This is a genomic window from Thermovirga lienii (assembly GCF_036847465.1).
In the GTDB taxonomy this organism is placed as follows: Bacteria; Synergistota; Synergistia; order Synergistales; family Thermovirgaceae; genus Thermovirga; species Thermovirga lienii.
On record NZ_DAITZW010000029.1, the window covers coordinates 1 to 24605 of the forward strand.

The window sequence follows — 24605 nt, forward strand, 5'->3', positions numbered from 1 at the left end:
GAGCTTGAGCAGTATGAGGGGTCGATCTTGAAAAGCGCCCTCAACAGCCAAAGTTCGGCTTCCTTGGCTGTGTTTTCTGAATACCTTAAAAAGCGTAAAGAGTGGTTTGCCCAGCAGATGCTTTACCAAAGACTGCAGTCTTTGTACGATAAAGCTGTCCTTCAGGAAAAGACATTGAACGTTTCAGTTGTCTCCCTTGGAAGCGCCCCGGTTCCAGACAAACCCTTTAAACCAAACAAGAAGCTCCTCTTGGCGGTGGGTGTAGTATTAGGGCTTTTTATTGGTGTATTTTTGGCCTTTTTCATGGAGTTCTTCCACAGAGCTTCGGAGGACCCAGAAGAAAGGGAGAAAGTGAAGCTGATAAAGGAGGCCTTCACACTGAAGGGATTTTTCAAGTCGTGAAGTTTGTTTATGTATTCTGGACTGCTTTGCTATAGAATAGCCTTACATAAGTAAGCAAGCATCGGAAAGCCAGGGAGGTAATGGCCATGTTGGATATCCTAAGAAAGCGCAGAAGCATAAGAAAATATCAGGAAAGGCCCATAGAGCCCGAGAAGATAGAGACGCTAAAAGAGGGACTTCTGCGGTCTCCTTCGGCGAAGAACTTAAAGTCCTGGGAGTTTGTTTTCGTTGAGAACCCCGAAACCATAAAGAAGCTTGCGCAGGTAAGAGGAGCAAGCTCAAGTTTCTTGGCAGGAGCGCCCCTTGCGATAGTCGTCATGGGAAACGAACAAACCACCAACGTATGGGTGGAGGATGCATCCCTTGCCGCCATGATAGGCCAGCTTGTGGCTACCTCCATAGGCCTTGGCTCATGCTGGATCCAGATACGCAACCGGGATCATTCGCCAGAGCTTTCCGCCGAGGATTACGTCAGAGGCCTCTTGGGCATACCTGAACCGTACAGGGTGTTGTGTATCTTGGCGGTAGGATATCCAGCCGAGGAGAAAAAGCCCATACCTAAAGGGGAGCTGCCCTACCATAAGATACATACGGAAAGATTCTAGATAGTGGGACTAAAACATACAGGAGGCCTACACGAAATCATGATGAACAAGGACAAGGTATACGCAGAGGCCCTTAGGCTTCACCGGGAGTACAAGGGCAAAATAAGTGTGGAGAGCAAGATGTCCGTTGAGACCATGGAGGACCTTTCTTTGGTTTACACGCCTGGAGTCGCAGAGCCATGCAGGGAGATAGAGAGAGATCCTTCCTCCATATTCGAAGTTACATCCAAGGGCAACATGGTAGCGGTGATAACTGACGGCACCGCCGTCTTGGGGCTTGGTGACATAGGTCCAGACGCTGCCCTTCCAGTGATGGAGGGCAAGGCAGTGCTTTTCAAGCGTTTTGCGGGCATAGATGCCTTTCCTATATGCATTGATTCCAAGGACCCTGATGAGATAGTGGATATCACTGCTAAAATAGCTTCCTCTTTTGGGGGTATAAACCTGGAGGATATCTCAGCCCCCAGATGTTTTGAGATAGAGAGGAAACTTCAAGAGAGGCTGGATATTCCTGTATTCCACGATGATCAGCACGGAACGGCCGTCATAGCTCTTGCAGGGCTTTATAATGCTCTGAAGATAGTGGAGAAGAAATTGGAGGATGTAAAGATTGTCATGACGGGAGCGGGAGCAGCGGGCACAGCCATAGCCTTTTTCCTTTTATCTGCAGGGGCAAGGAACGTAATATTGTGCGACAGGTCTGGTTCCATCTATGAGGGAAGAAAGGAGCACATGAACCCTGCTAAAGAAGAGATAGCAAAAAAGACCAACCCTGGCAAAGAAAAGGGGGCCCTGAAGGACGTAATAAAGGGTGCCGACGTGTTCTTGGGGCTTTCTGGTCCTGGACTTTTGACCCAGGATATGGTGCGTTCCATGAACAAGGACCCCATAATTTTTGCCATGGCGAACCCCACGCCGGAGGTATTCCCCGATGAGGCCAAAGAGGCTGGGGCGGCCGTGGTTGCCACGGGCAGGAGCGACTTCCCCAACCAGATAAACAACTGCCTAGGTTTTCCGGGGATTTTCAGAGGGGCCTTGGATGTAAGAGCAAGAGCCATAAATGAAGAGATGAAACTTGCGGCGACAAAGGCCCTGGCTGAATTGGTTTCAGATGAGGAGTTGTCACCAGAGTACATAATCCCAAGTGCCTTGGATCCTCGAGTGGTCCCTGCTGTCGCAAAAGCTGTTGCGGAAGCGGCCTGCAAAAGCGGCGTGGCACGGTTGCCGTTGGAATAGAGTAAAAAATCTTATTGAAATATTTCTAGTCAACTGGAGCGGCCATTGATGGAACATGCAAATGGCCGCTCTGTGTTAAAGGAAGCTGAGGAGGACAGGATGGAGAAGTTGACTTTGACCTTGGAGATAACCGAAAGGGTTGTTTTGGAGTACTTGGAGCAGTTTCCAGAGGAGGTAAGGTGTGAAAAGGCCCTGGACGCGCTGAAGGTTGGCGTTATAGCCATTCAATCGGCTTCGCCCTCCTTGGACACCAGGGTGGTGGAAGAAAAGTTTCGTCAGGTCGAAGAGGATATAAACGGGGCAATCTCAGATTTCAAGGAAGAAATCAGGACGAAGCTGGAGCAGTACTTCAAGGCAGAGGGAGGTTCTGTCCCCCTGTGCCTTGAACGTTATTTTGGAGAGAACGGGAGTCTTGCCAGGGCCATGGAGGAGTATTTCGACATGGAGAGAGGAAGGCTTTCCGAGGTGCTTAAGCGCCAAGTAGGGCCCGAAAGTTTCCTGGGAAGACAGATGGATCCCGCCAACAGAGAGGGGCTAATAGCGAGGGTAGAGTCAGTTGTTGAGGAGATAATTAAAGAAAACTCTCGGCAGGTACTGGGGGCCTTCTCCTTGGACGACGAGAACAGTTCATTGAGCCGCCTTAAACGGTCCATAAGGGAAGAGCTGGAGAGGTTCGATAAAAAGGCGTCTGAACAATATGCTTCCATCCTAGCTCTTTTGGAGAGGGAAAAGGGGAGGATGGAGGAGGCCCAAAGGGGTACTGCCAAGGGTAGAGATTTTGAAGATGCCCTTTATGAGCGATTGGCCCGGCTTGCCAGAGAGCTTGGGGATTGGTCGGAGAACGTCTCAGGATCCAAGGGATTGGTAGCTTATGAGAAAGTAGGAGACTACGTGGTATGTTTAGGTGAAGATTCGGCCGCTCCTGGCAAAGTGCTAGTCTTCGAGGCCAAAAAGGCCTCAGGGTACAACCTGAGGAAGATAAAGGACGAGCTGGACAGGGCAAAGAAGAACAGGGGAGCAGACATAGGAATTTTTGTCTTCTGCAAGGGGTATGAGCCTCCGGAAGTGGGGGACTTCTACAGGATGGGTAGCGATTTCGTGGTCACGGTGGATGAAGAGGCTCTTGCTTCAGAAAGGTCTGTCATATTTTTGGAGGCGGCCTACAGGATAGCCCGAGCGATGATTGCCACGAGGGTAAGGGAGGAGGAGAAGAAGGCCATAGACGAAGGCTACATAAGAAGCGAGATGGAGAACATAATCAAGGCCTTGGAGAGGGCCTCCGATATCCTGACTAAGGTTGGGACCATTAGAAACAGCGCAGATGCCATAGAAAAAAACGTAGACAAACTCCAGGAGAGCATTAGGCGCCACGTGGAGAACATACAATCCCATCTGCCCCATTGAGGTGTCATTGCAAAAGGGTTGTAAGAAGTAGATTTTTTTATATATAATTCATTCAATTGTTGATATTAGGATAGTGAAAAGCTAGAGGGAGTGAGGGCTGTTGAGGATAGAGATAGCAAAAGAGGTGTTCGAATCATACCCCAATTACAGGCGCTACGTAGTACTGGCCAAAGGAGTCGACAATTCAGGGAAGGACGAAGAGCTGGAAGGGATGCTCAGGGAAAAAGAGCAGGCTGTGAGAAGCTGTGAGGATCTTTCAAACTACAAGGAGCACCCCAGAATTTTGGTTTGGAGAAAGGTCTTCGAGGACATGAATTTGAACCCCAACAGGTTCCCCCCATCCATAGCGAACCTTGTGAAGCGGGTCAGATCTGGCAAGGATCTGCCCTTTGTCAACAAGTTGGTTTGCATATTCAATATCGTAAGCTTAAAGTATATAGTGCCTTGTGGAGGAGATGACCTGAGCGTCGTCAGGGGTACCTTGCTTTTGGGGCAAGCCGCAGGTGATGAGACATACAACCCCCTTGGTAAACCCCAAGAAACAGAAACCCCTGCACCTGGGGAGATAATCCTTTACGATACGGGCACCAAAGATGTTTTCTGCAGAGGCTGGTGCTGGAAGAACGGCGATTCAAGCAAGATAACGCCCGAAACTAAGGTTGTGGCCATAAATATAGACGCCATGATGGACGTCGTCCCTCAAGAGGAGCACCGAAGAGCGGCTTTTGAAGTTGCCGAACTGGTGAAGTCCAAGTGCGGCGGTGAAGTTGACGTGTGGTTACTTTCGCCGGAAAAGAGGTGGCTTGATATTGAATTTTAGCCTTCTCGTGGCTGGCGATGTCAGGAGTTAGCCATGAAGTACTCTTTCTTGCGCAGGTCTTTGATATTCCTTTTTTCCATTTTAGCGTTGGAGACCTTAATTATATTGGTAGTTTGTGCAGCTATTTGGAGTCAATTCAACCATATGGCCTCTGAACGACATAGGACTCTACAGGAAAACATAGGGGTAGTCCTGGAGGAGGTAAACAACGTATATGACTTCGTGGCCAAAGATTATTCTTGGTGGGACGAGATGGTGGAATTTCTTTCCACTGAAGACCAACTTTGGGCTGCGGATAACATTGCCCTGGATAGTTTGCTTTCTCAGTATGTGGTTGATGGGATAGCGGTGGTGAATAGAAGCGGGAAAGTAATATTTCAAGACGGCGTAGCAACTGATGCCCTGCTTGAAGGATACATAAGGAAGTTAAACTTCAAAAAGCCTGAGTTTAAGAATTTTTATGGAACGTTCGGCGACAATACTGCCTTGTATTATATTGCTCCAATTCAACCATCAAGGGATGTGGAGCGCAGGAGTGTTCCTCAGGGGTATCTGTTTGTGATAAAAGTTATAGACGCTCATTATTTAGGACGATTGGCTCTTTTGACCGATTGTTCTGTGACCTTAGCGGCAAAAGAGCCTGAGCCCCAGCTGGGGCTTATTTCGGTGCCCCTCAGGGGCGACCATGGAAAACCAGTGGGTTATTTGGTGTTGAGGAAGTTTGATCCCTTGCTTTCTGTGGGCAAGGAGCTTCTAGTAAGCCTTTCTCTTATAGCTTTTGGGACCAGTATTTTCTTTGGCCTATTGATCATTGGGTATGTTTACTTTAGGTTCATCAAGCCCTTAAAGGATATGGGAAAAGCTTTATTGGATAAGGACCCAGACCAGATTAGCGGCTATGCAAGAAAAAGAGGAGAGATAGGAAATATAGCTGATGCGGTAAGTCGTTTCATAGAGTACTTCAGGGTGGATCCTCTGACTGGACTGAGGTCTAGACATGAAATGGAAACCATACTGGAACGATACATAGAGAGGGCAAAGGATCAGCATTTTTCAATAATTATGGCCGATCTTGATAACTTCAAGGATTTAAATGATACTTACGGTCACAAGGTGGGGGACGAGATCTTGTCGAAGTTTGGGCTAGTAATTAAAGACTGTCTTCGAGTGAGCGACTTGGCTTTCAGGTACGGTGGGGAAGAGTTTTTGATAATCCTTCCAGGGGCAAGTATTCATGATGCCGCTGCGTGTGCAGAGCGCATAAGGAAGAAATTACAAGAGATAAGCGTATGTGAGGGAATAGAGATCTCCGCAAGTTTCGGAGTTGCGGAATACCAGGAGAACGATACAGCTTCCAGCCTTCTTGAGCGGGCGGATAGGGCCCTATACAGAGCCAAAGCTCAGGGTAAAAACAGGGTAGAGGTTTTGGTTGGTGTTGATACATAGGGATTTTTGATTTTTTGGATGAGGCATAAAGACGGTGGATAGGATGATAGAAGTTGAGCGTGAAACCAGAGGCCAAATAATAAAAAAGGTGCTACTTGTAGAAGATACTCCTTTTTATGTCAGGATCGTTGAGAACCTGCTGCCAAAGGATGCTTTCATCGTAATTACGGTTCCCTCTGGAGAAGAAGCCATAAAGAGAGTTTTCGAAGATAAAGATATAGCTATAGTTTTAATGGATGTTGTCCTAAGTGGGCAGCTCGACGGAATCAAAACCGCACAGGAGATCCTAAAGGTTAGAGATATTCCGATACTCTTTCTAACATCAAGTACAGATCCCAAAACTTTGGTGAGAATAAATAGCTCAGGAGCTTACGGATACATACCCAAGGGCACGGAGGGCGTATCTCTTCTTTCCAATGTAAATATGGCCCTTAAGCTTCATGAAACCAGGCTTAAACTGAAGGAAAAGGAAGCCACTCTGAGGGCCATAGTGAACATCGTTAAAGATGGAATATTGTTGTTAGACCAAGCGGGAAGAGTTTTGTTTTTAAATCCTGCAGCGGAAAAGATATTTGGTTATACCAACAGAGAAGCCCGAGGAAAGGGTTTGTTTTCTTTGCTGGAACCCGAATGGATTCTGGATGTGACATCTGGAGACGAAGTAAAAAGTGGAGAACTGGAATATTCAAAGCACCTTGAAGGGAAGGAACTAGAAGTAAAATTTAAGCATAAAAGGGAAGAAAGGCCGATCTTTGTGGATATGACCTTTTCTTTGTTGAAAATAGAGGAAAGATCCTACTATGTTGTAGCAGGTAAAGATGTGACCAAGCATAAAGAGCTACAGGAAAAATTGTTATATCTTTCCATAACAGATCCCCTCACTGGAGCATATAATCGAAGGTACACGGAACAAAGGCTACAGGAAGAAATGGAACGTTCCAAGCGGATGAGGACTGTTTTCTCTGTGATAATGTTTGACTTAGATCATTTCAAACGTGTAAACGATGAGTTTGGCCATGATATAGGGGACGAAGTGCTTAAAAGGGTGACGGATGTAGTAAAGAGGAGGATTCGTAAGATTGATACTTTGGGACGTTGGGGTGGGGAAGAGTTCTTAGTTATTTTGCCTGGGACAACGTTGGAAAAGGCCGTTTTTTTAGCGGAGGAGTTAAGAAAGAAAATAGAACAGGAAGATATGCCCTTCGATGGCAACTGTACTGCCAGTTTTGGCGTTACAGCTTTCCTTGAAGGGGAATCGGGCAAAGATTTGATAAAAAGAGCAGATGAAGCTCTATACAAGGCTAAAAATGAGGGCAGAAATTGCGTAAGATATGCAATTTATTAGTATAAGTACGGTGGTGTAGATGGCGTTTTTTGTTAATATAGAATAAAGCTATCTGTAACGGTGAGGAGTGGTCCGAATGGTGTCAGAGGATATGAATAAACCCAGTGTGGAAGATCCCTCTAAAAAGCGAAGGTATGCCCGTGCGCCCTTCGAAACCAAGGCAAGCGTTGGCCCTTCTCCTTCAGGCCCTTGGATAGAGGCCCAAGTCATGGATATAAGTTTTGGAGGGGCGCATGTTCGCTTTAAAAACGACGAGACCATAGTGAAAGGTGAGCAAGGTGAGGTCTGCGCGGTAAAGTTTCACGCGAAGGGCGAAGACAAGGTTTACGTTGGAAAGTTGGCCTGGGTGACTAAAGAGGAAACTCCTGATGGAGTAAAGATGGTTGAGGCAGGGGTGAACTTCGGAGAGCTACCGTTGGAAAAGAAGAACGAAATACTCAAGGTGTTTATGTGGACCAAGCTGGAGCAAAATTCTCAGAAAGAGAAAAGCCAAGAAAATCTTTAAAAAATTCAATAATTAAAGCGTAAAAGGCAAAATGTCCCGTCGCCTTCCCAAAGGGAGGGTTGATGGGACATTGTGATTCTGATATCATACCTCCGGCGCGCCAGTATACTGTACATAGTATATTGGAGGTGGAAGTTTTGGAGTACCAGAAGCAGAATGAAAAGAAGCTGCCCCCAGTAGGTTTGTCAGCAGCGGTTATCGCTATCTCAGCCTTCGTCATTGGTTTTTCCGTCCTCAAGTTGAAAGTGGATGCCCATATCCCTATCCTCATTGCAGCCATCATATCTGCCCTTTGCGGCATGCTCTTTCTAGGAAAGAAGTGGGACGATCTTCAGGAGGGAATGCTCAACGGCATTTCTTTGGCTCTCTTGCCCATCGTGATACTCATGATGGTGGGTGTGGTAGTCGGTGTTTGGATCCAGAGCGGAACCGTGCCAGCCTTGATCTATTATGGCCTCAGGATCCTCTCTCCCAAGATCTTCCTCGTAGCGGCTCTTCTGTCGTGTTCCGTTGTCTCTCTTGCTACTGGAAGCTCATGGACCACCGCGGGAACTATAGGAGTGGCTTTGATGGGAATCGGATCGGGCCTTGGAATTCCTGCCCCCATCACTGCAGGAGTGATAGTCTCTGGGGCTTACTTTGGTGATAAAATGTCCCCCCTTTCGGATACCACGAACCTGGCGCCTGCCGTCGCAGGAGGAGAGCTTTTCGATCACATAAGGGCGATGCTCTGGACAACCTTGCCAACCTATTTGATCGTAATAGCCGTTTATACTTTCATGAGCATGAAATTTCATGGCCAGACGGTGGATGCACAGGCCGTTGAGACTATAAGGACCACTCTGGCAAGCCAGTTCAATCTGAATCTCATGACCTTGCTTCCCCCTGTCCTTGTAATATTGCTGGCTGCCAAGAAATTTCCTGCGATACCGGGGCTTATCCTGGGAACCTTGGCAGGAGTGATAGTTGCTGTGGTCTATCAGGGAGCATCAGCGGCAGACCTCATCACTGCTGCCCACTATGGATATGAATCCTCCACCGGCGTAGAAGCTGTGGACAAGCTTTTGACCAGAGGCGGACTGGACCACATGATGTGGACCATTTCCTTGATAATCTGCGCTTTGAGTTTCGGCGGCATCATGGAAAGGTGCGGCTACTTGGAAAGCCTTCTTAACGCCCTGAGCAGGATAATAAACAACGTCACAGGGCTTATAACCACTACTATCTTCTCCAGTCTATTTGGTAACCTCTTCCTTGGAGACCAGTTCTTGGGCATTGTGGTTCCGGGCCGTATGTTCAAGCCGGCCTTCGACAGGTTGAACCTTGCCCCTAGGATGCTTTCCAGGACCTTGGAGGACTGTGGAACCCTTACGTCTCCTCTGATACCTTGGACGGCCTGTGGCGGCTACATGTCAGCCATGCTCGGAGTAAATGCCTTTTCCTACGCACCCTACGCAGTGCTAAACTGGCTCAACCCCATAGTGGCCATAGCTTTGACGTTCTTCGGCATAGGAATCTTCTATAAAAAGGACTAAATAATCAGCAAATATAGAAAAGGGCCGGCTAATTGCCGGCCTTTTCTATTTTTTTGCTATTTTAAACGTTGTGATATTAGTGCGGCTACCTTTCGGCCAGAAAGTAGCATGCCTCCGAATATGGGACCCATCCTGGGGCCGCCGAAGGTAGCGTTGCACGCCATGCCGGCAACATAGAGACCTGGGAAGACTTCCTTGGTGTTTTCGACGGTCTTCTTTTCCGCTTCGTCGGGGCACATGAACTTCTCTCCTTCGATGTCTCCAGAGGGGGTCATAAGTTTGCCAGGAGCTTTCTTGGCCACCATGTGCACTACCTCGGTGTCGTGTCCTGTAGCATCTATAACGAAGGAAGCCCCTATTGAAAGGGGATCCACATGAAGCCCCGACATCTCTACGGGAGTCCAATTGATGACCAACCCCGTGATGCGGTCACCTTCAACGGAGACATCTTCTGCGCTTATGCAGTTGAAGACAGTAAGTCCTGCTTGGATGGCCTTGCTAGTTATGGAGCATACGCTCTCTATGGCATCCGCAGTGTAGTATCCAGCATCTTCCCACGGTTGGACTTGCACACCAAACTCCTCCAGGATCTCCTTTGCGTCCTCCTGCACGACTATTTCATTGAAGAGCATTCCTCCTCCCCACATGCCTCCTCCAACGCTCAGCTTGCGCTCAAATAGTGCAACGCGGTGCCCTTCCTTTGCAAGATAGTAGCCTGCGACAAGGCCGGAGGGACCTCCTCCAACTATGGCTACGTCCACCTGGAGATGGCTCAGTATCTTCTGATAGTACCTGGTTATAATTGCCTTTGAGATAATCTTTTCGTCCAGCTTCATTTGTCCATCCTCCTTTTGGGTTTCAGTCTTCTGTACGGCTTAACTTTACTGCGCAAAGCTTCCCACACATGGTGCAGGCCTCCTTGTCTTGGGCAATGTGAGCCCTACACCTTAAAAGTTCTCCATCCAGGGCTTGTCTTGCCATTTCCTCCCAGTTTAGGTTTTGCCTTGCTACGGACATGGCCCTGTCCCTTTCTATGGCGCTTTTGATACCCTTTGAAACATCCCCTACGTGCGCAGCGATCCTTGCAGCCATCACGCCAAGATATACGTCCTTTTCATCGGGCAGCCCAAGATGTTCCGCCGGGGTCACGTAACACAAGAAGTCCACCCCTGCTGCGGCTGCTACGGCTCCTCCAATGGCTGCTGTTATGTGGTCGTATCCCGGTGCTATATCCGTCGGAAGGGGGCCCAACACGTAGAACGGGGCTTCGTTGCACAGCTTTTTCTCGAGTCTTACGTGAGGCTTTATGTGCTCCAGGGGTACGTGGCCCGGGCCTTCTATTATCACCTGGACGCCTTTTTCCCTGGCTCGTTTGGCAAGTTCCCCAAGGATCAAAAGTTCGCTTATCTGAGGCCCATCTATGGCATCGAGCACCGTTCCTGGCCTGAAGCCGTCCCCCAGGCTCAGTGTCACGTCGTATTTGTGGGCAATCTTCAAAAGTTCATCAAAGTGTTCATACAAGGGGTTTTCCTTTTTGTTCTTCCTCATCCAACGAAGAGTTATAGAGCCACCTCTGCTGACGCAGGGCATTATGCGTTCCGCGTACTTCAGGCGAGCAGCGGTTTCCTGGGTGACGCCACAGTGAACCGTTATGTAGTCCACTCCCTGGAGGCACTGTTGTTCGATGGAGTCGAATATCATCTCCTCGGTCATTTCCTCCACATTGCGGCCTTTTCTGGCCATCTCTGAGGCAATGCCGTATATGGGAACGGCTCCCACCATGACAGGAGAGTTCTCCAGAAAGAACTCCCTTGCTTTATTAAGGTCCCCTCCAGTTGAAAGGTCCATTACGGAGTCTGTTCCAGCTTTGATGGCCGCTTCCAATTTCCTTTTTTCGAAGTCAAGATCTGCCTTTTCATCGCTGGTTCCTAGGTTGGCGTTTACCTTGGTTCGAAGTCCCTTTCCTATGGCCTTTACGTTTTTGACTGATCTGTTTTTGTTCTTGGGTATGACCACCCAGCCATTGGCGATGTAATCTCGTATCTCCTCTGGGGTAAGTTCTTCGCCCTGGGATGCTTCCACCATCTCCTTGGTGACTATCCCAGCCTTGGCGCTTTCCAGTTGGGTCTTTGACATGCTCTTCCCTCCTTCATCTTTTCGGTGGAGGGGCAAGTGAAAAGGAAAAGAAAGAAAAGAAAAAGCCGCCCACGGCGGCAGAGGAGTTGTTTCCCTTTTCTTGCCATTCCCTCCGCCAGTATTACCTGGATCAGGTTCAAGGGGTACCTTCTCAGCCCCGTTTTTGGGGCGCCCCCATGGCCTCTGGTAATCGATTAAAGGTTTATCACTTGAGGAGCCTTTTGTCAAATCATTCCATTAAGCTTCTTATTTCCTTCCCTCCTTTGGGTGATCGAAACAAAAACACCAATGGGATGCATGCAGCGAAGAGGAAGACCCCGAGCATGAAAACGTAGTTGTATCCTATGACTGCAGCCTGTTGGGTTAAGAGTCTCTCCAAAAGCGCCAGGGCCTTTTGATGGGCCACGCTCTCTGGTATTCCCTGGGAGGTGAGCCCAGAAGTCACTTTTTCGAGCCATATGGACGTTTTAGGACTGGTTATAGTAAGATTCTCCGCCAGGACGGCCCTGGCAGTGATGGTTGCCCTTTCAAGGTACGTGGCAGCCAGTGCGATGCCCACGCTTCCGAATATGGTCCTTACCAGGTTGAAAAGTCCCGTAGCGGCGTTCATGTCCTTTTCGTCCACTGTGGCAAGGGAAGCGGTGCTTAGGGATACGAAGATTATGCCGAAACCCAAACCCTGGATTAACTGAGGGATAAAGAGGTCCTTCACGCTGGTTTCCACTGTGAGTCTTGCCATGAAAAAGAAAGAAACGCTGCACAGGCCAACCCCTGCAAGAAGCATCTTCCTTGGGCCAAGTTTCTGGTAGAAACGGCCGGCCAATGGCATGGTTAGGGCCATGGTCAGGCTTCTAGGAAGCATGGCTATCCCTGAGTCCACCACAGGATATCCCCTTATCTCCTGTACGAAAAGGGGCAGCAGGAAAAGGCTACCGAATAATCCCATGCCCAGGAAGGTGGATATGGATGTTCCTGTGGCTAGGGGGATGTTCTTGAGCACCCGTAAGTTGACTGCAGGTTCCTTCACCCTGAGCTCCCACCATACGAAGAAGGCCAAGGCAAAGAAGGAGACCAATGACAATTTTACTATGAAGGCAGATTGAAACCAGTTGTGCTCTTGTCCTTTCTCCAACATTATCTGGAGGCACGATAATCCTATGGTCATGGAAACCAACCCTAAGGCGTCTACGTAGCCTTTGGTTCTTTTGAGGTACGGGGGGTCCTTTATGAACATCGGTATGAGGATCATGCTGGCTATTATGGCTGGAACGTTGATGTAGAATATCCAGGGCCAGGAGTACGTGTCGGTGAGCCATCCACCAAGGGTGGGGCCTATGGCTGGGCCCAGGATAACCCCCATGCCGAAGATGCCCATGGCCTTTCCATGCTCCTCCGGGGGGAAGGTCTCGCGGATTATGGCCTGGGATATGGGAATTAAAGCTCCCCCTCCAATTCCCTGAAGCACCCGGGAAAAGATCATGAACGAAAGGCTTCTGGCAAGGCCACACATTACTGATCCTATCCCGAAGAGCACTACGCTCCAGAAAAAGTACCTTGCCCTTCCAAACCTTGAGCTCAGGAAGGCTATGGAAGGCATTACAACTACATTTGCGAGCATATATGCAGTGGCCACCCAGGTTATCTCGCTGGTGGATGCCCCTAGGGTACCCCTCATGGAGGGCATGGCAACGTTCACAATGCTGCTGTCCAGCGCCGCTATGAAGGTGCCCAATATGACAGTAAAGGTTACGAGCCATTTGTTTCGTGGTTCATAAGACATTTACACCAAAACCATCCTCACTTGACTTTGACGGGAGCCACCACGGAAAGCCCCGGTCTTAGGGGGTGCTCAGGGTCCATGGGAGAGTCGATAGCTATCCTCACCGGTACCCGTTGAACTACTTTCACGAAGTTACCCTAGGCGTTCTCCGGAGGAAGCAGGCTGAATACTGCTCCTGTTCCAGGCTGGAAGCTCTCCACGTGGCCTTTTAACGTCAAGCCCGGATATGCGTCCACTTTTATATCCACATCCTGGCCGACTTTCATCTTCTCGGTCTGGGTTTCCTTGAAGTTGGCGGTGATCCATATGGGGCCTTCTTGAACGATGGCGAAGGCAGGCTGGCCCGCAACGGCAAGGTTGCCTACCTCAGCCTGTTTTTTCGCTATGGTTCCATCGATCGGAGAAAGCACTTTGGTTCGCTGCAGATCCAGCTTGGCCTCTTCTAGGGCGGCCTGGGCTTCTTTTGCTTCGAACTCCAGGACTTTCTTTTGTTTCTTGATGCTTTCTATTAATGCCTGGGCCTCTTTCACCATTTGTTTTGCTTCCGCAAGCTTGGCGGAAGAAGCTTTCGAGCGGGCCTTTACTTGATCGAATTGGGCTTGAGGGATCACTTCCTCCTCAAGGAGCCCTTTGTACCGTGAAAGGTCCTTTTGGGCCAGGTCATGCTCTGCCTCTGCAGCTTCCACCGCGGCCTCCGCTTGGGCAAGCTTGCCTTGGGCCTGCTTGATCTGGGCGTCTAGGGCCTCCTTTTCGGCCAGTATGGAATAAAGGTCCGATTGGGCCCTTTTAACAGCAGCATTGTAGTCAGCGGAATCTATCTCCATGAGCACGTCACCCTTTTTGACCTTCTGGTTTTTGTCCACCAGGACGTTGACTATCCTTCCTGTAACCTCCGGGGAAACGTAGACTATGGTCCCTTCAACGAAGGCGTCATCGGTGCTTTCGTGTTTGAATCCGTATATGGCCTTGGGGACCCCATATACTGCTGCTCCGAAAAGAGCGATTAAAAATCCAAGTATTATGACTATTCGTTTCTTTGAAGTTTTTCTTTTGTCGTCTTCTTTTGTAACGTTTTGCTGGGTGGTTTCCTTATCCATTTTTATACCTCCGTTTTGGACGTAATAAGTTCTTGGTGAGAGATTATTTCGTAATGAAGAATATCACAAATAAGGCAATAAATCATAAAGGTCTTGATGAAACCAAATATTTGCAGAAACTAATAAGAAAAAATTGAATGCACAAAATGTGCCTCTTATACTTTCCATTGGATTTTGCAGATGAATATTGCAGCTGGAGGTGTAAGTTGTGAGGAAGGTGTTGTCTGTTCTGTGTGTAGTGTTTTTGTCTTTATTGATGGTTTCGCAGGTTTATGGTGCGACTCTCAAGGAAATCCAGGATAGGGGAGTAATCAAGGTAGCTTTGGACGTCACCGAGCCATTTTGCTACGAAGAGGAAGGGCAGCTCAAAGGCTTAGAAGTGGATATGGCCAACGCTATAGCAGAAGCGATAGGTGTAAAGCTGGAGATTAGTTTGCCTGGTTGGGAAAATATAACGAAAGCTTGGGATCCCAACTATGATTGGAGCGACTTTGATATCGCCATGGGCGCTATAACCATAACGGAAGAGAGGGCCAAGGTATGTGACTTTTCCGACTGGTATTTCATGAGTGGCCAGATGGTGATATTGCCGAAAGATTCTCCGGTTCAGTCACCTGATCAACTAAAGGGGCGTAAAGTGGCGGCATTGAAGGACTCCGTTTGTGAAGAGGTGGCGTCTCAATTGACTGACCAGGTTGTATTGGTAAGCAGCGTGGACGAGGGATACGAGAAGTTATTGAACGGCGAAGCCGATGCAATGGTGTACGATGGAGGGTTCCTGCAGTACAAGGTCAAAAAGGACCCACGTTTCAGGTTGCTGGATGAAAAGTTTACGAGAGAGCGATATGGAGTGGCAATGCCTAAAAACACTCCCGAGCTCAAGGCAGTCATAGATGAGGTGGTAAAGAAAAACAGGAAGGAACTATTCGAAAAGTGGTTCAAGTAGGTGCTGAAGGACCAAGATTGTCAAATGGTGAAAGCATCTTATCCTTGGGCGATCTTGGCTGCCGCAATGCGTTTTAAGGGAGGGAAAGGGATTGTTCAAAAACACTAAAATAGGTTCGAGAATTGCGGGGAGCCTTTTGGCGGTAGTGGCTATATTTGCCGTCGCCACTTTCTTTTCCTGGAAGAACTTTCAGGAAATTCAATACTCTACTGAGGATCTGGTAAAGCAGAGGTTTGCCGAAATAAACCTTACTTCCGATATTGGGCAAAAGTTGCTGGAGGGTTCCTCCTACTACTCCAAGTATGCCCTGGTTGGCGAAAAGGATTACCTTCTAAAAGGTGATGAAAAATTAAAAGAAGCAGAAGCCCTTGTCCATCGGGCCATGAAGATGGCAACCGCAAGGAGTGATATGGGAGAGCTAGAGCAAGGAGCTCATGTGGCTACAAGCGCTATAAGTTCTCTCAAGAACGCGGCCAGGAAGATAGGAAGAGCCATGGAGAGTATAAAGGATAGCCGCGCAGAAACCGAAAAGGCTTTATCTACGGTTAGGGAAAACATGAGGGCATACTTAGCAGGAGAGAGAGAGGAGCTAAAAAACGAGATAGAATTTGAACTTGGCGTTGCAGCTGTAATGAAGCGCATGGGGAAAATCAATAAGGCCATGGACCTGTTGAGGGAAATGGAGAGCGTGGGAATGGACATATATAAAGCTCAGTTAACTCGGAGCGACAGCGAGGTAAAGGCTTTGCTCTCAAGGTTGACCAAGGTTCAAGACGAAGTGGGGGCCATCAAGAAAGACACCTACGTTCTTTCCAGCAAAAAGAACTTGGAAAAGGTGATTGAGGCCATAGGCTCATACAAAAAGGCGGTAGAAGACTTGGTAGCAAGTTGGGAGGCCCTTCAGAGCATAGCCCAAGATTTGGAGGATAGAGCGGAGAAGACCAACAAGCTAGTTGATGATGTGAACAAGGAGACTCTGAAGAAAGTCAATGAAGTTGCTTTAAATATAATGGTGCGCCTTTCTCAAAGCCTCAAATTGAGCTTAGTGGTGACCTTGGTCGTAATATTATTAGGTTTGGTGGTCTCTTTCTTGATCACCAGAAGCATAAAGAAACCTCTCCGCAACCTTTCGGACATGGCTCAAAAGGCTGGTTCCGGAGATCTCACGGTGTCTTTGGGGGGGTACTCCTTCCCCTTCCGCGATGAGATATACGAAGTAGCTGTGGAAATGGAAAAAATGATCACCAACCAAAAGCAGATCATAGAAGCCATAAAAGATGAGGTGAAAAACAACAAACACGGAGCAGATGAGCTTGCAAGGTTGTCCGATTCAGTGAATGAGGCCATGGAAGTTATACAAAGGGCGGTAAAGGATCTTGCAGAACTTGCGGAAAACAATGCAGCTTCGTTGGAAGAGACCAACGCGAGCATAGAGGAGGTCACTAGTGGCTCCAAGAAAGTTGCGGAGTCTGCGGCAGAAGCGGCGGACCTTTCGGACAAGACGCGCAAGATTGGTGAGGATGCCACAGGACAGGTTAAGAGCGTAATACAGGCTGTGTACAAGACTTCAGAGGATGCGGAACTCAACGCCAAGGCCATAGAGAAATTGGTGGATTCCGTTGAGAAGATAACATCCTTCGTTAGCACCATAAGTACTATCGCTGATCAGACTAACTTACTGGCTCTGAACGCTGCCATAGAAGCTGCCAGGGCCGGAGAACATGGTAGGAGCTTTGCCGTCGTCGCAGACGAGGTAAGAAAGCTGGCCGAAAACTCCAACAAAGCAGCTAAGGAGATAAGCGATTTGGTGGAAGTTCTCCGTGTGGAGAGTAGAAATTCTGCTGACGCAGTTATGGCATCGGTCGGGGAGCTTAAAACCACTGCACAAAGAGCTGCTGAGGTCCAGAACAACATTGAGTCTGTTCTGGAACACATCCATTCCATCGATGAGGCCATACATTCCATGGCTGCCTTTGCCCAAAAGCAGGCGGCTGCAAGTCACGAAATCGCTGAAGCCGTTGAGCAGATAACTTTGGCTAACAACCAGCTGGTCGAGAAAGTGGAAGGAATAGAATCCTCCTCTGTTTCCACTAACGAGAAAGCTATGCAAGTGGCTGAAGAAGCACAAACCCTTATGGCGAATGCCGATAAACTCGAAGTTATGCTCAACAGGTTCAAAGTAGAGGAAAAAGCGAAGGTGCAGGAGGAACTTGAAGAGGAAGAACACTTGACGGAGGAAAAGGAAGGTGCTAACATCTCGTAAAATCATTTTGCAGGAGGAAAGATAGTTGAGCATTAAAAAAGCGTCGTTACGCAATTGGTGGTGGCAGACTTTCGCGGTCTGCCCCCAAGAGCCTGAAGCGATGTAAATAAATAGAGCTTAGGGCCTTGGAGGCGGATCCCTTTTGGGATTCTCTTCAAGGCCCTTTTGTTTTGCTTGAGTTTTAGCTGTAATCAAAGAGGGGAGAGGCCTTGAAGAGCCTCTCCCCTCTTATTTTGAAGTCAAGGGGAGAAAAAGGAGGTAGACGAGGTATGAAGAGTTTGAGAAAAGAGGTCAGTTTTGTGGAGTTTGAAAAGTATAGCCATTGTTTCAATGCAGTGCCCCTGGTGAGGGAAATGCCCTTCGGAAGGAACAGTCCTTTTGATATATACCGCCGGGTCGCTGGGAAAGGGAACTTTTCCCTCCTTTTCGAGAGCGGAATTTCAAGGCCCCACGAGGGAAGGTTCTCCTTCGTGGCAGCAAGGCCAGAACGGATTTTCGCCTTGGCTAAAGGCACGTTCAGGGAGAAGGGGCCTAAAGGTAATCTGTTGCGAAGTGGCGGGCCGGAGCTGTTCGACAAAGCTATTGAGGAGTATATATCAAGCCATAAAAACGAGCTTTTCGAGGGCCTACCCCCCTTCCCAGGAGGTCTTGCGGGCTATTTGGGTTATGAAATGGTTCAGCACTGGGAGAAACTTTTCCATCAGGATCCCGAAAGGAAACTGAAGGAAAGTCCATTCCCGGAAGCTATGATGATGGCTTTTCGTTCTGTAGTGGCCATAGACCACCTATATGAAAGGATCTTCTTGATAGAGACGGTTAGAATCCCAGAAGAAGCGACTTCAGCGGAAAAAAAGACCCTCTACGATGAAGGAGTGCTTTCGCTGGAGGAACTCGAAAGAAAGATCTCAGAGCCAAGGTTTACCATGAAGTTCGAGGACCCTACGGAGATAGCGGCAACGTTTCGCTCTAACATGACCGAATCTTGCTTCCTTTCCATGGTGGAGGAGGCAAAGGAGAGAATACGTTCTGGAGATATATGTCAGGTGGTCCTATCCCAAAGGTTCACAGCCCAGGCGAAGGTTAACCCTTTGACTCTTTATCAGGCATTGAAGTCGGCCAACCCCTCCCCTTACATGTTTCTGCTGGATTTAAAGGACTTTAGGCTAATTGGCTCTTCGCCGGAGGTCTTGGTCCGAGTTGAGGGCAGCAAAGTCACCACAAGGCCCTTGGCTGGAACCAGGAGGAGAGGAAGGTGTCCCACTGAGGACAGGCACTTGGAAGATGACCTTCTGTCCGATGAGAAGGAGAGGGCAGAACATCTGATGCTGGTGGATCTTGCCAGGAACGACTTGGGAAGGGTCTGTGTGCCTGGCACGGTCAAGGTAACGGAGCTTATGGGGATAGAGAAGTACTCCAAGGTAATGCACATCGTCTCCAACGTGGAAGGCATCAAGCGAGAGGGCTGCTTTCCCCTCGAGATCCTGAAGAGCGCTTTCCCCGCTGGGACCGTATCCGGAGCTCCCAAGATCAAGGCCATGGAGATCATAGAGGAGCTGGAGCCTGAAGCCAGGGGGCCCTATGCCGGAGCAGTGGGATATATAGGATTTGGCCAAGACATGGACATGTGCATTGCCATAAGGACGTTTCTTCAGGAGGGAGAAAGGCTGCACGTTCAGGCTGGTGCAGGCATAGTCTACGATTCATTGCCTGAGAGGGAGTACGAGGAGACCAAGAACAAGGCCAAGGCCCTAATCAAGATACTGGAAGGCCAAAGAACAAAGGGGGTGGCCTAGGTGATTTTGGTCATAGACAACTACGATTCCTTTACCTACAACCTGGTGCAGTACCTTTCCCTAATAGATACTGTGCGGACTTATAGAAACGATGAAATTCAATGCGAGGAAATAAAGGATATTCAACCGGACGGCATAGTTATCTCTCCCGGTCCGGGGACCCCTGATGAATCGGGGATATCCAAGGAAGTAATAAGGGCTTTTGCAGGAGTTATACCCATCCTGGGGGTGTGCTTGGGACACCAGGCCATAGCAGAGGTCTTTGGCGGTAGGGTAATAAGGGGAGAGGTGCCCTTCCATGGAAAGACCTCGGAGATATACCACCGCGGAGAAGGAGTATTGGAGGGCCTTCCATCTCCCTTCAGGGCTACCAGGTACCATTCCCTTGTGGTGGAAGAGACCTCCCTGCCCAGGGAGCTGAAGGTCGTAGCAACCACCTTGGACGGTACCATAATGGCCATTCAGCACACATCCTTTCCAGTGTACGGCGTTCAGTTTCACCCTGAATCAATCATGACCGATCACGGAGAGAAGATATTGAGGAATTTTCACAAGATAGCAAAAGAACATCTGAGAAGAGGAGTTGAGCAGAGATGAAGATGACCATTGAGAAGGTTTTGGAGAGGAAAAACCTCGACTACTTGGAGATGAAGGACGTCATGGACGCCATAATGGAGGGAGCGGCACCTCCAATACAGGTAGCGGCGTTCCTTGCGGCCTTGCGGGTCAAGGGGGAGACCCCAGAGGAGATAAGGGCCGCTGCGGAGGTGATGAGAGGAAAGGCCAAAGGCCTGAATGTAAAAAAAGAGATCCTGATAGACATAGTGGGCACTGGCGGGGATGGAAAGGGAACCTTCAATATATCCACCGCAGCGGCTTTGGTGACGGCAGCAGGGGGGGTAGCTGTTGCGAAGCACGGCAACAGGGCCATCTCGAGCAAGTGCGGGAGTGCGGATGTGCTGGAGGAGCTTGGAGTGGGCATTTTTGATGATCCATCCTTGGTGGCTCAATGCATAGAAAGGACCAACTTCGGGTTCATCTATGCCCCCTACTTTCATGAGGCTATGAGGAACGTAGCTCCGATAAGGAAGGCCTTGGGAGTTAGAACCATATTTAACATATTAGGGCCTCTCACGAACCCCGCCAGGGTTAGGTTTCAGGTTTTAGGTGTTTATTCGCCCCACCTGGTGAGGCCCATGGCCGAGGCCCTTGCGGGCTTGGGTGTGGAGAGGGCTCTGGTGGTCTGCGGCTTTGGTAACATAGATGAATTTTCCCTTGAAGGACCCAACAAGGTTTGCTTCGTAGAGCGAGGGAGATTGGAAGAAGGGGAGATAGGACCAGAAGATGTAGGGCTTGAGAAAAAGAGCAACGACCTTCTTGCTGGCCAGGATGCCAAAGGAAACGCCGCCCTCATGGAAGGTGTGCTGAGAGGAGAAGGAGGTCCCCTGGTGGAGGCTGTGGTGTTCAATGCGGCAGCGGCTTTCTTCACGGCCGGAGTAACCCCCTCTTTGAGGGAGGGAGCGTTCTTGGCCAGAGACGTAATCTCAAACGGAAAGGCATATAAGCTTCTTTTTGAACTCAGGGCCTTTACGAGGGAAGCGAGAAGGGAGGAAGCCATATGACCCTTTCAAGAATAGTGGAAGCCAAAAAGGCTGAGATTAAGAGGATGAAAGCTCCTCGCCGTTCTTTGAAAGAAGCCATTTCGTCTGCCAGGGGGCTTGCGGTCATAGCGGAGATCAAAAAGGCATCTCCCAGCAGGGGAGTCATAGAAAGGACTTTAACGCCCGAAGCCAGGTTCCAAAAGTACGTGGAGGGAGGGGCTGTGGCGGTATCGGTGGTAACTGAAGGGAACTTCTTTGGAGGTTCTAACGAGACCTTGAGACAGCTGAGTGCCATTTCTCCCGTTCCCCTTCTGCGGAAGGATTTCATAATAGATCCCCTTCAACTTTACGAGAGCTTGTTTTTGGGAGCTGATGCCGTGCTTCTTATAGCTTCCCTTTTAGAGGGGAAAAAGCTTTCCATGATGGTGGAAAAGGCGCTGGAGCTGGGCCTTGAAGTTTTGTTGGAGGTTCATACCCCCGATGAATTGAAAAGAGCCATGGACACTCCTGCGAGAATAATAGGAATCAACAACAGAAACCTAAAGGACTTTTCCATAGATCTTAGGGTGACTCAAAGGATGATGGATTTGGCGCGAAAGCTTGAGAATCCCCTGAAGCGAAAAATGGTCTCAGAAAGCGGGATTTCCTCCCTGGAAGATGCTCTCTTTTTGGCAAGCTGCGGCGTGGATGCCCTTTTGGTGGGGACTTATCTTGTGGAGGCCCAAGACCCCCAGGACAGGATAAGGGAAATAGTGGAAAGGACCCGATAGCCATGGTGAGAGTCAAGCTTTGCGGGTTGAAAAGAAAAGAGGACGTTTTGAAGGCCCTGGAGCTTGGGTTCGACGCTTTGGGTTTTATTCTAGCCCCCAGCCCAAGGCAGGTAACCCTTGACGATGCAAGGCGTTTGACCGAGGGTGTCTTTCCTTTCGTGAGCGTAGTGGCCGTGGTGGCGGATCCCGAGGAAACATTTTTAATGAAAGTGATTTCCTGCGGTATTTTTGACGCCATCCAATTTCACGGAAAGGAAGATCCAAGCCTTCTTGAGGGATTGCCAGTGAAGGTGATAAAGGCCTTTTCCTTTGCTGAGGGAGAAAGAGCGGATTTTGAGAAATACAGGAACGTTGCAGATTTTTTTCTGTTGGACTCAGCAAAAGCCAAAGCAGGAGGGACGGGAAAGCCCTTTCGTTGGGAAAGAGTCGAGCACGAAAGGATGAGGAAACCCTTTATTTTGGCAGGGGGACTTGGACCGGGGAACGTATTGAATGCTATTGAAAAAGTAAAACCCTGCGGCGTGGACTTGAACAGCCGACTGGAGATATCTCCAGGTGTTAAGGACCACCGTCTCATGGAAGAGACGATAAGGATTATAAGAAGCTACCAGTTGACTAAGATGGAGGGGAGAAAAGATGAGTGACAGAAGAGGGTATTTTGGAGATTTCGGTGGCCGGTATGTGCCTGAGACCTTGATACCAGCCCTGGATGAGTTGGAGAAAATGTACCAAGAGGTAAGGCGCGACAGTTCCTTCAATGAGGAGCTAAAAAGGCTCCTTAAAACCTACTGCGGCAGGCCCACACCTCTTTATTTTGCTGAACGCCTCTCGGAAAGGTTGGATCGAAGGGTATATCTCAAACGGGAGGACTTGAACCACACGGGGGCTCATAAGATAAACAACGCCTTGGGCCAGGTCCTTTTGGCCAAACGGATGGGCAAGAAGCGGATAATAGCTGAAACCGGAGCGGGCCAGCACGGAGTTGCAGTGGCCACGGCCTCCGCCAGGGAGGGCCTTGAATGCCACGTTTATATGGGCGCCGAGGACATGGAGCGCCAGGCGTTGAACGTGGAGAAAATGAGGCTTTTGGGAGCAGAGGTGGTGCCAGTAACCTCAGGCAGCCAGACGCTGAAGGACGCCACCAACGAGGCGATAAGGGATTGGGTAACCAACGTCAAAGACACGTATTATGTCATAGGGTCGGTAGTAGGGCCTCATCCTTATCCCACTATAGTAAGAGATTTCCAGAGAGTGATAGGCGAGGAGACAAAGTCTCAGATATTGGAGGCCGAGGGAAGGCTTCCCGATGTACTAATAGCTTGCGTAGGTGGAGGAAGCAACTCAATAGGGTTCTTCCATCCCTTTCTTGAGGACGAGCACGTTGGGATGGTAGGTGTGGAGGCTGCGGGTCAGGGCTTATCCACGGGTCGCCACGCCTGTACCCTCACGGCAGGGAAGGTGGGAGTCCTGCACGGAAGCAGGTCCTACCTGCTCCAGGACCCATATGGACAGGTGCAGGTGGCCTACTCAATTTCCGCGGGGCTGGATTATCCCGGGGTGGGGCCGGAACACAGCTACCTAAAAGACTCAGGGCGAGTGGAGTACACTTCTGTTACGGACCATGAGGCTCTTGAGGCCTTTGAGCTTCTAAGCAAGCTTGAGGGGATAATCCCGGCCCTGGAAAGCTCCCATGCATTGGCTGAAGCCATAAAGAGGGCGCCCCTTTTGGGGGAGGATGCCTTGGTTGTGGTGTGCCTTTCGGGAAGGGGAGACAAGGATATGTCCTCAGTGAGGCCTTATCTGCTGAAAGGTGGTGTTTCCATATGATGATGAGATTGCAGGAGGCTTTTGCCAAGAGGAAAGCATTGATACCCTACATTACTGCTGGTGATCCTTCCTTGGAGGAGACGGTGCGTCTTATAGAGGTGCTGCAGGAAAGTGGAGCGGACATAGTGGAGGTGGGCGTTCCTTTTTCGGACCCTCAGGCGGATGGGCCGATCATTCAGATGGCCTCCAAGCGAGCCCTGGAGAGGGGAGTCACCCTGGAAGGGGTATTGAAGACCCTTCGGGAAAATGCTTCAAGGGTGAAGGTTCCACTGGTTTTGATGGGATACTACAATCCAATTCTGCAGTATGGCCTGCAGCGCTTTGCCTCCGAGGCAAAGGATGCAGGGGTAGCAGGTGTCATAGTCCCTGACCTTCCTTTCGATGAAGACCCTTCGTTTTATAGGGCCCTGGAGGACGAGGGAGTGGACGGGATATTGATGGTCGCGCCAAATACCCAGGAGGAACGGATATCAAGGATGGCGACCTTTGCCAGAGGGTTTGTGTACTGTGTCTCCTTGTTTGGCATAACCGGAGACAAGAGGGGGCCGGCAAAGAACCTGGACGAGTACATAGGAAGGGTAAGGCGCCACATAAAAATTCCTCTGGCCTTGGGGTTTGGGATCGACGATCAAAAGAAGGCCAAGGATGCCGCGGTCCTGGCTGACGGTGTGGTAGTAGGGAGTGCCTTGGTCAGGTTGATAGAGGAAAGCCAAAAGGACGTACATGCCCTTGAAGAAAAGGTCAGGGCCTTCACTTCGAGCCTCAGGAAAGCACTGGACTCAGCGGCTTTTGAATGAGGGGTATATCCCCAAGATCCTGAAGCTGAAACATCTTTTCTCCATTTCTTTTAGGGCCTCCAGGGCTTTCTCGCCTTGGGGGTCCAGTTCTATATCCACGAAGAAGAGGTACTCAAATGGGTTGCTGGTAAGGGGACGGGATTGGATGAACATCATGTTCAGCCCTGCGTCCTTCACCGGCTCGAGGGCGTAAAAGAGCGAACCAGGCTTGTGAGCCACGGTGAAAAGGATAGAGGCCTTGTTCATGCCTTTGAGGGGTTTTGTTGGGTTTTGTCCTTTGGATATGAGCCAGAATCT

22 protein-coding genes, 1 pseudogene and 1 riboswitch are annotated in these 24605 nt (G+C 49.4%); of the genes and pseudogenes, 18 read left to right on the forward strand and 5 right to left on the reverse strand.

Translation table 11 applies throughout. From position 1 onward, the window contains the following. The 9 genes from V7Z69_RS07655 to nhaC form a co-directional block, all read left to right on the forward strand. Positions 1-402: GNVR domain-containing protein (locus V7Z69_RS07655; protein WP_334139447.1), on the forward strand; the 402-nt coding region annotated here is incomplete at its 5' end. A gap of 86 nt (positions 403-488) precedes the next feature. After that, complete coding sequence (locus tag V7Z69_RS07660; protein ID WP_334139449.1) at positions 489-1007, forward strand: nitroreductase family protein; 519 nt, start codon at positions 489-491, stop codon at positions 1005-1007. 42 nt (positions 1008-1049) lie between these two features. Beyond that, positions 1050-2243 carry an NAD(P)-dependent malic enzyme gene (locus V7Z69_RS07665; protein ID WP_334139471.1) on the forward strand — a complete coding sequence of 398 codons (1194 nt, stop codon included), beginning with the start codon at positions 1050-1052 and terminating at the stop codon, positions 2241-2243. Between the two features lie 48 nt (positions 2244-2291). Beyond that, a complete protein-coding gene (locus V7Z69_RS07670) occupies positions 2292-3647 on the forward strand; it encodes a hypothetical protein (protein WP_334139451.1) in 1356 nt (451 codons plus the stop codon). Between the two features lie 100 nt (positions 3648-3747). Continuing rightward, positions 3748-4467: a B3/B4 domain-containing protein gene (locus V7Z69_RS07675; RefSeq protein ID WP_334139452.1), complete on the forward strand. Its 720-nt coding sequence runs from the start codon at positions 3748-3750 to the stop codon at positions 4465-4467. Positions 4468-4500: 33 nt separating this feature from the next. Continuing rightward, entirely contained in the window at positions 4501-5913 is a 1413-nt protein-coding gene (locus V7Z69_RS07680; RefSeq protein WP_334139453.1) for a diguanylate cyclase, read from the forward strand. A 43-nt stretch (positions 5914-5956) separates the two neighbouring features. Next, positions 5957-7258, forward strand: a complete 1302-nt coding sequence (locus tag V7Z69_RS07685; RefSeq protein WP_334139473.1) for a GGDEF domain-containing response regulator — start codon at positions 5957-5959, stop codon at positions 7256-7258. Positions 7259-7334: 76 nt separating this feature from the next. Continuing rightward, complete coding sequence (locus V7Z69_RS07690) at positions 7335-7763, forward strand: PilZ domain-containing protein (RefSeq protein WP_014163968.1); 429 nt, start codon at positions 7335-7337, stop codon at positions 7761-7763. 62 nt (positions 7764-7825) lie between these two features. Beyond that, positions 7826-9298, forward strand: coding sequence for a Na+/H+ antiporter NhaC (gene nhaC / locus V7Z69_RS07695; protein WP_334139474.1), 1473 nt, complete (start codon positions 7826-7828; stop codon positions 9296-9298). Positions 9299-9354: 56 nt separating this feature from the next. On the opposite strand, the gene V7Z69_RS07700 is transcribed toward nhaC, so the two are convergent. The 4 genes from V7Z69_RS07700 to V7Z69_RS07715 form a co-directional block, all read right to left on the reverse strand. Beyond that, positions 9355-10134 carry a sulfide-dependent adenosine diphosphate thiazole synthase gene (locus tag V7Z69_RS07700; protein WP_334139454.1) on the reverse strand — a complete coding sequence of 260 codons (780 nt, stop codon included), beginning with the start codon at positions 10132-10134 and terminating at the stop codon, positions 9355-9357. Positions 10135-10156: 22 nt separating this feature from the next. Continuing rightward, positions 10157-11434, reverse strand: coding sequence for a phosphomethylpyrimidine synthase ThiC (gene thiC, locus V7Z69_RS07705; RefSeq protein ID WP_334139456.1), 1278 nt, complete (start codon positions 11432-11434; stop codon positions 10157-10159). A 90-nt stretch (positions 11435-11524) separates the two neighbouring features. Then, a riboswitch (TPP riboswitch) is annotated at positions 11525-11620 on the reverse strand. 43 nt (positions 11621-11663) lie between these two features. After that, entirely contained in the window at positions 11664-13214 is a 1551-nt protein-coding gene (locus V7Z69_RS07710; protein ID WP_334139459.1) for a DHA2 family efflux MFS transporter permease subunit, read from the reverse strand. 137 nt (positions 13215-13351) lie between these two features. Continuing rightward, on the reverse strand, positions 13352-14311 hold the full coding sequence (locus V7Z69_RS07715) for an HlyD family secretion protein (RefSeq protein WP_334139460.1): 960 nt from the start codon (positions 14309-14311) through the stop codon (positions 13352-13354). A gap of 208 nt (positions 14312-14519) precedes the next feature. Here V7Z69_RS07715 and V7Z69_RS07720 point away from each other — a divergent pair, with 208 nt between their 5' ends. The 9 genes from V7Z69_RS07720 to trpA all read left to right on the forward strand — a co-directional run bounded on the left by V7Z69_RS07720 (position 14520) and on the right by trpA (position 24308). Then, positions 14520-15257, forward strand: a complete 738-nt coding sequence (locus tag V7Z69_RS07720) for a substrate-binding periplasmic protein (RefSeq protein ID WP_334139461.1) — start codon at positions 14520-14522, stop codon at positions 15255-15257. A gap of 91 nt (positions 15258-15348) precedes the next feature. After that, the gene (locus V7Z69_RS07725; protein ID WP_334139463.1) at positions 15349-17520 is read left to right on the forward strand and encodes a methyl-accepting chemotaxis protein; all 2172 of its coding nucleotides are present in this window, start codon (positions 15349-15351) and stop codon (positions 17518-17520) included. Between the two features lie 269 nt (positions 17521-17789). After that, positions 17790-19313 carry an anthranilate synthase component I family protein gene (locus V7Z69_RS07730; protein ID WP_334139464.1) on the forward strand — a complete coding sequence of 508 codons (1524 nt, stop codon included), beginning with the start codon at positions 17790-17792 and terminating at the stop codon, positions 19311-19313. Continuing rightward, positions 19314-19910, forward strand: coding sequence for an anthranilate synthase component II (locus tag V7Z69_RS07735; RefSeq protein ID WP_334139466.1), 597 nt, complete (start codon positions 19314-19316; stop codon positions 19908-19910). Next, on the forward strand, positions 19907-20935 hold the full coding sequence (trpD, locus tag V7Z69_RS07740; RefSeq protein ID WP_014163959.1) for an anthranilate phosphoribosyltransferase: 1029 nt from the start codon (positions 19907-19909) through the stop codon (positions 20933-20935). Before V7Z69_RS07735 ends, trpD begins: the two co-directional genes overlap by 4 nt. Then, the gene (locus tag V7Z69_RS07745) at positions 20932-21684 is read left to right on the forward strand and encodes an indole-3-glycerol phosphate synthase TrpC (RefSeq protein WP_014163958.1); all 753 of its coding nucleotides are present in this window, start codon (positions 20932-20934) and stop codon (positions 21682-21684) included. Before trpD ends, V7Z69_RS07745 begins: the two co-directional genes overlap by 4 nt. A 2-nt stretch (positions 21685-21686) precedes the next feature. Further along, positions 21687-22328: a phosphoribosylanthranilate isomerase gene (locus tag V7Z69_RS07750; RefSeq protein WP_014163957.1), complete on the forward strand. Its 642-nt coding sequence runs from the start codon at positions 21687-21689 to the stop codon at positions 22326-22328. After that, the gene (gene trpB / locus V7Z69_RS07755) at positions 22321-23511 is read left to right on the forward strand and encodes a tryptophan synthase subunit beta (protein ID WP_334139469.1); all 1191 of its coding nucleotides are present in this window, start codon (positions 22321-22323) and stop codon (positions 23509-23511) included. The genes V7Z69_RS07750 and trpB overlap by 8 nt, the downstream gene beginning before the upstream one ends. Then, on the forward strand, positions 23508-24308 hold the full coding sequence (trpA, locus tag V7Z69_RS07760) for a tryptophan synthase subunit alpha (RefSeq protein WP_014163955.1): 801 nt from the start codon (positions 23508-23510) through the stop codon (positions 24306-24308). Before trpB ends, trpA begins: the two co-directional genes overlap by 4 nt. On the opposite strand, the pseudogene V7Z69_RS07765 reads toward trpA, so the two are convergent. Further along, positions 24291-24605, reverse strand: a pseudogene (locus V7Z69_RS07765) (prephenate dehydratase); the annotation flags it as partial. The gene trpA and the pseudogene V7Z69_RS07765 overlap by 18 nt on opposite strands.

Coding starts and splice junctions, on each gene's coding strand:
- V7Z69_RS07660 (WP_334139449.1), top strand. CDS start 489: ATGTTGGATATCCTAAGAAAGCGCAGAAGCATAAGAAAATATCAGGAA.
- V7Z69_RS07665 (WP_334139471.1), top strand. CDS start 1,050: ATGAACAAGGACAAGGTATACGCAGAGGCCCTTAGGCTTCACCGGGAG.
- V7Z69_RS07670 (WP_334139451.1), top strand. CDS start 2,292: ATGGAACATGCAAATGGCCGCTCTGTGTTAAAGGAAGCTGAGGAGGAC.
- V7Z69_RS07680 (WP_334139453.1), top strand. CDS start 4,501: ATGAAGTACTCTTTCTTGCGCAGGTCTTTGATATTCCTTTTTTCCATT.
- V7Z69_RS07685 (WP_334139473.1), top strand. CDS start 5,957: ATGATAGAAGTTGAGCGTGAAACCAGAGGCCAAATAATAAAAAAGGTG.
- V7Z69_RS07690 (WP_014163968.1), top strand. CDS start 7,335: ATGGTGTCAGAGGATATGAATAAACCCAGTGTGGAAGATCCCTCTAAA.
- nhaC (WP_334139474.1), top strand. CDS start 7,826: ATGGGACATTGTGATTCTGATATCATACCTCCGGCGCGCCAGTATACT.
- V7Z69_RS07700 (WP_334139454.1), bottom strand. CDS start 10,134: ATGAAGCTGGACGAAAAGATTATCTCAAAGGCAATTATAACCAGGTAC.
- thiC (WP_334139456.1), bottom strand. CDS start 11,434: ATGTCAAAGACCCAACTGGAAAGCGCCAAGGCTGGGATAGTCACCAAG.
- V7Z69_RS07710 (WP_334139459.1), bottom strand. CDS start 13,214: ATGTCTTATGAACCACGAAACAAATGGCTCGTAACCTTTACTGTCATA.
- V7Z69_RS07715 (WP_334139460.1), bottom strand. CDS start 14,311: ATGGATAAGGAAACCACCCAGCAAAACGTTACAAAAGAAGACGACAAA.
- V7Z69_RS07730 (WP_334139464.1), top strand. CDS start 17,790: ATGAAGAGTTTGAGAAAAGAGGTCAGTTTTGTGGAGTTTGAAAAGTAT.
- trpD (WP_014163959.1), top strand. CDS start 19,907: ATGAAGATGACCATTGAGAAGGTTTTGGAGAGGAAAAACCTCGACTAC.
- V7Z69_RS07745 (WP_014163958.1), top strand. CDS start 20,932: ATGACCCTTTCAAGAATAGTGGAAGCCAAAAAGGCTGAGATTAAGAGG.
- V7Z69_RS07750 (WP_014163957.1), top strand. CDS start 21,687: ATGGTGAGAGTCAAGCTTTGCGGGTTGAAAAGAAAAGAGGACGTTTTG.
- trpB (WP_334139469.1), top strand. CDS start 22,321: ATGAGTGACAGAAGAGGGTATTTTGGAGATTTCGGTGGCCGGTATGTG.
- trpA (WP_014163955.1), top strand. CDS start 23,508: ATGATGATGAGATTGCAGGAGGCTTTTGCCAAGAGGAAAGCATTGATA.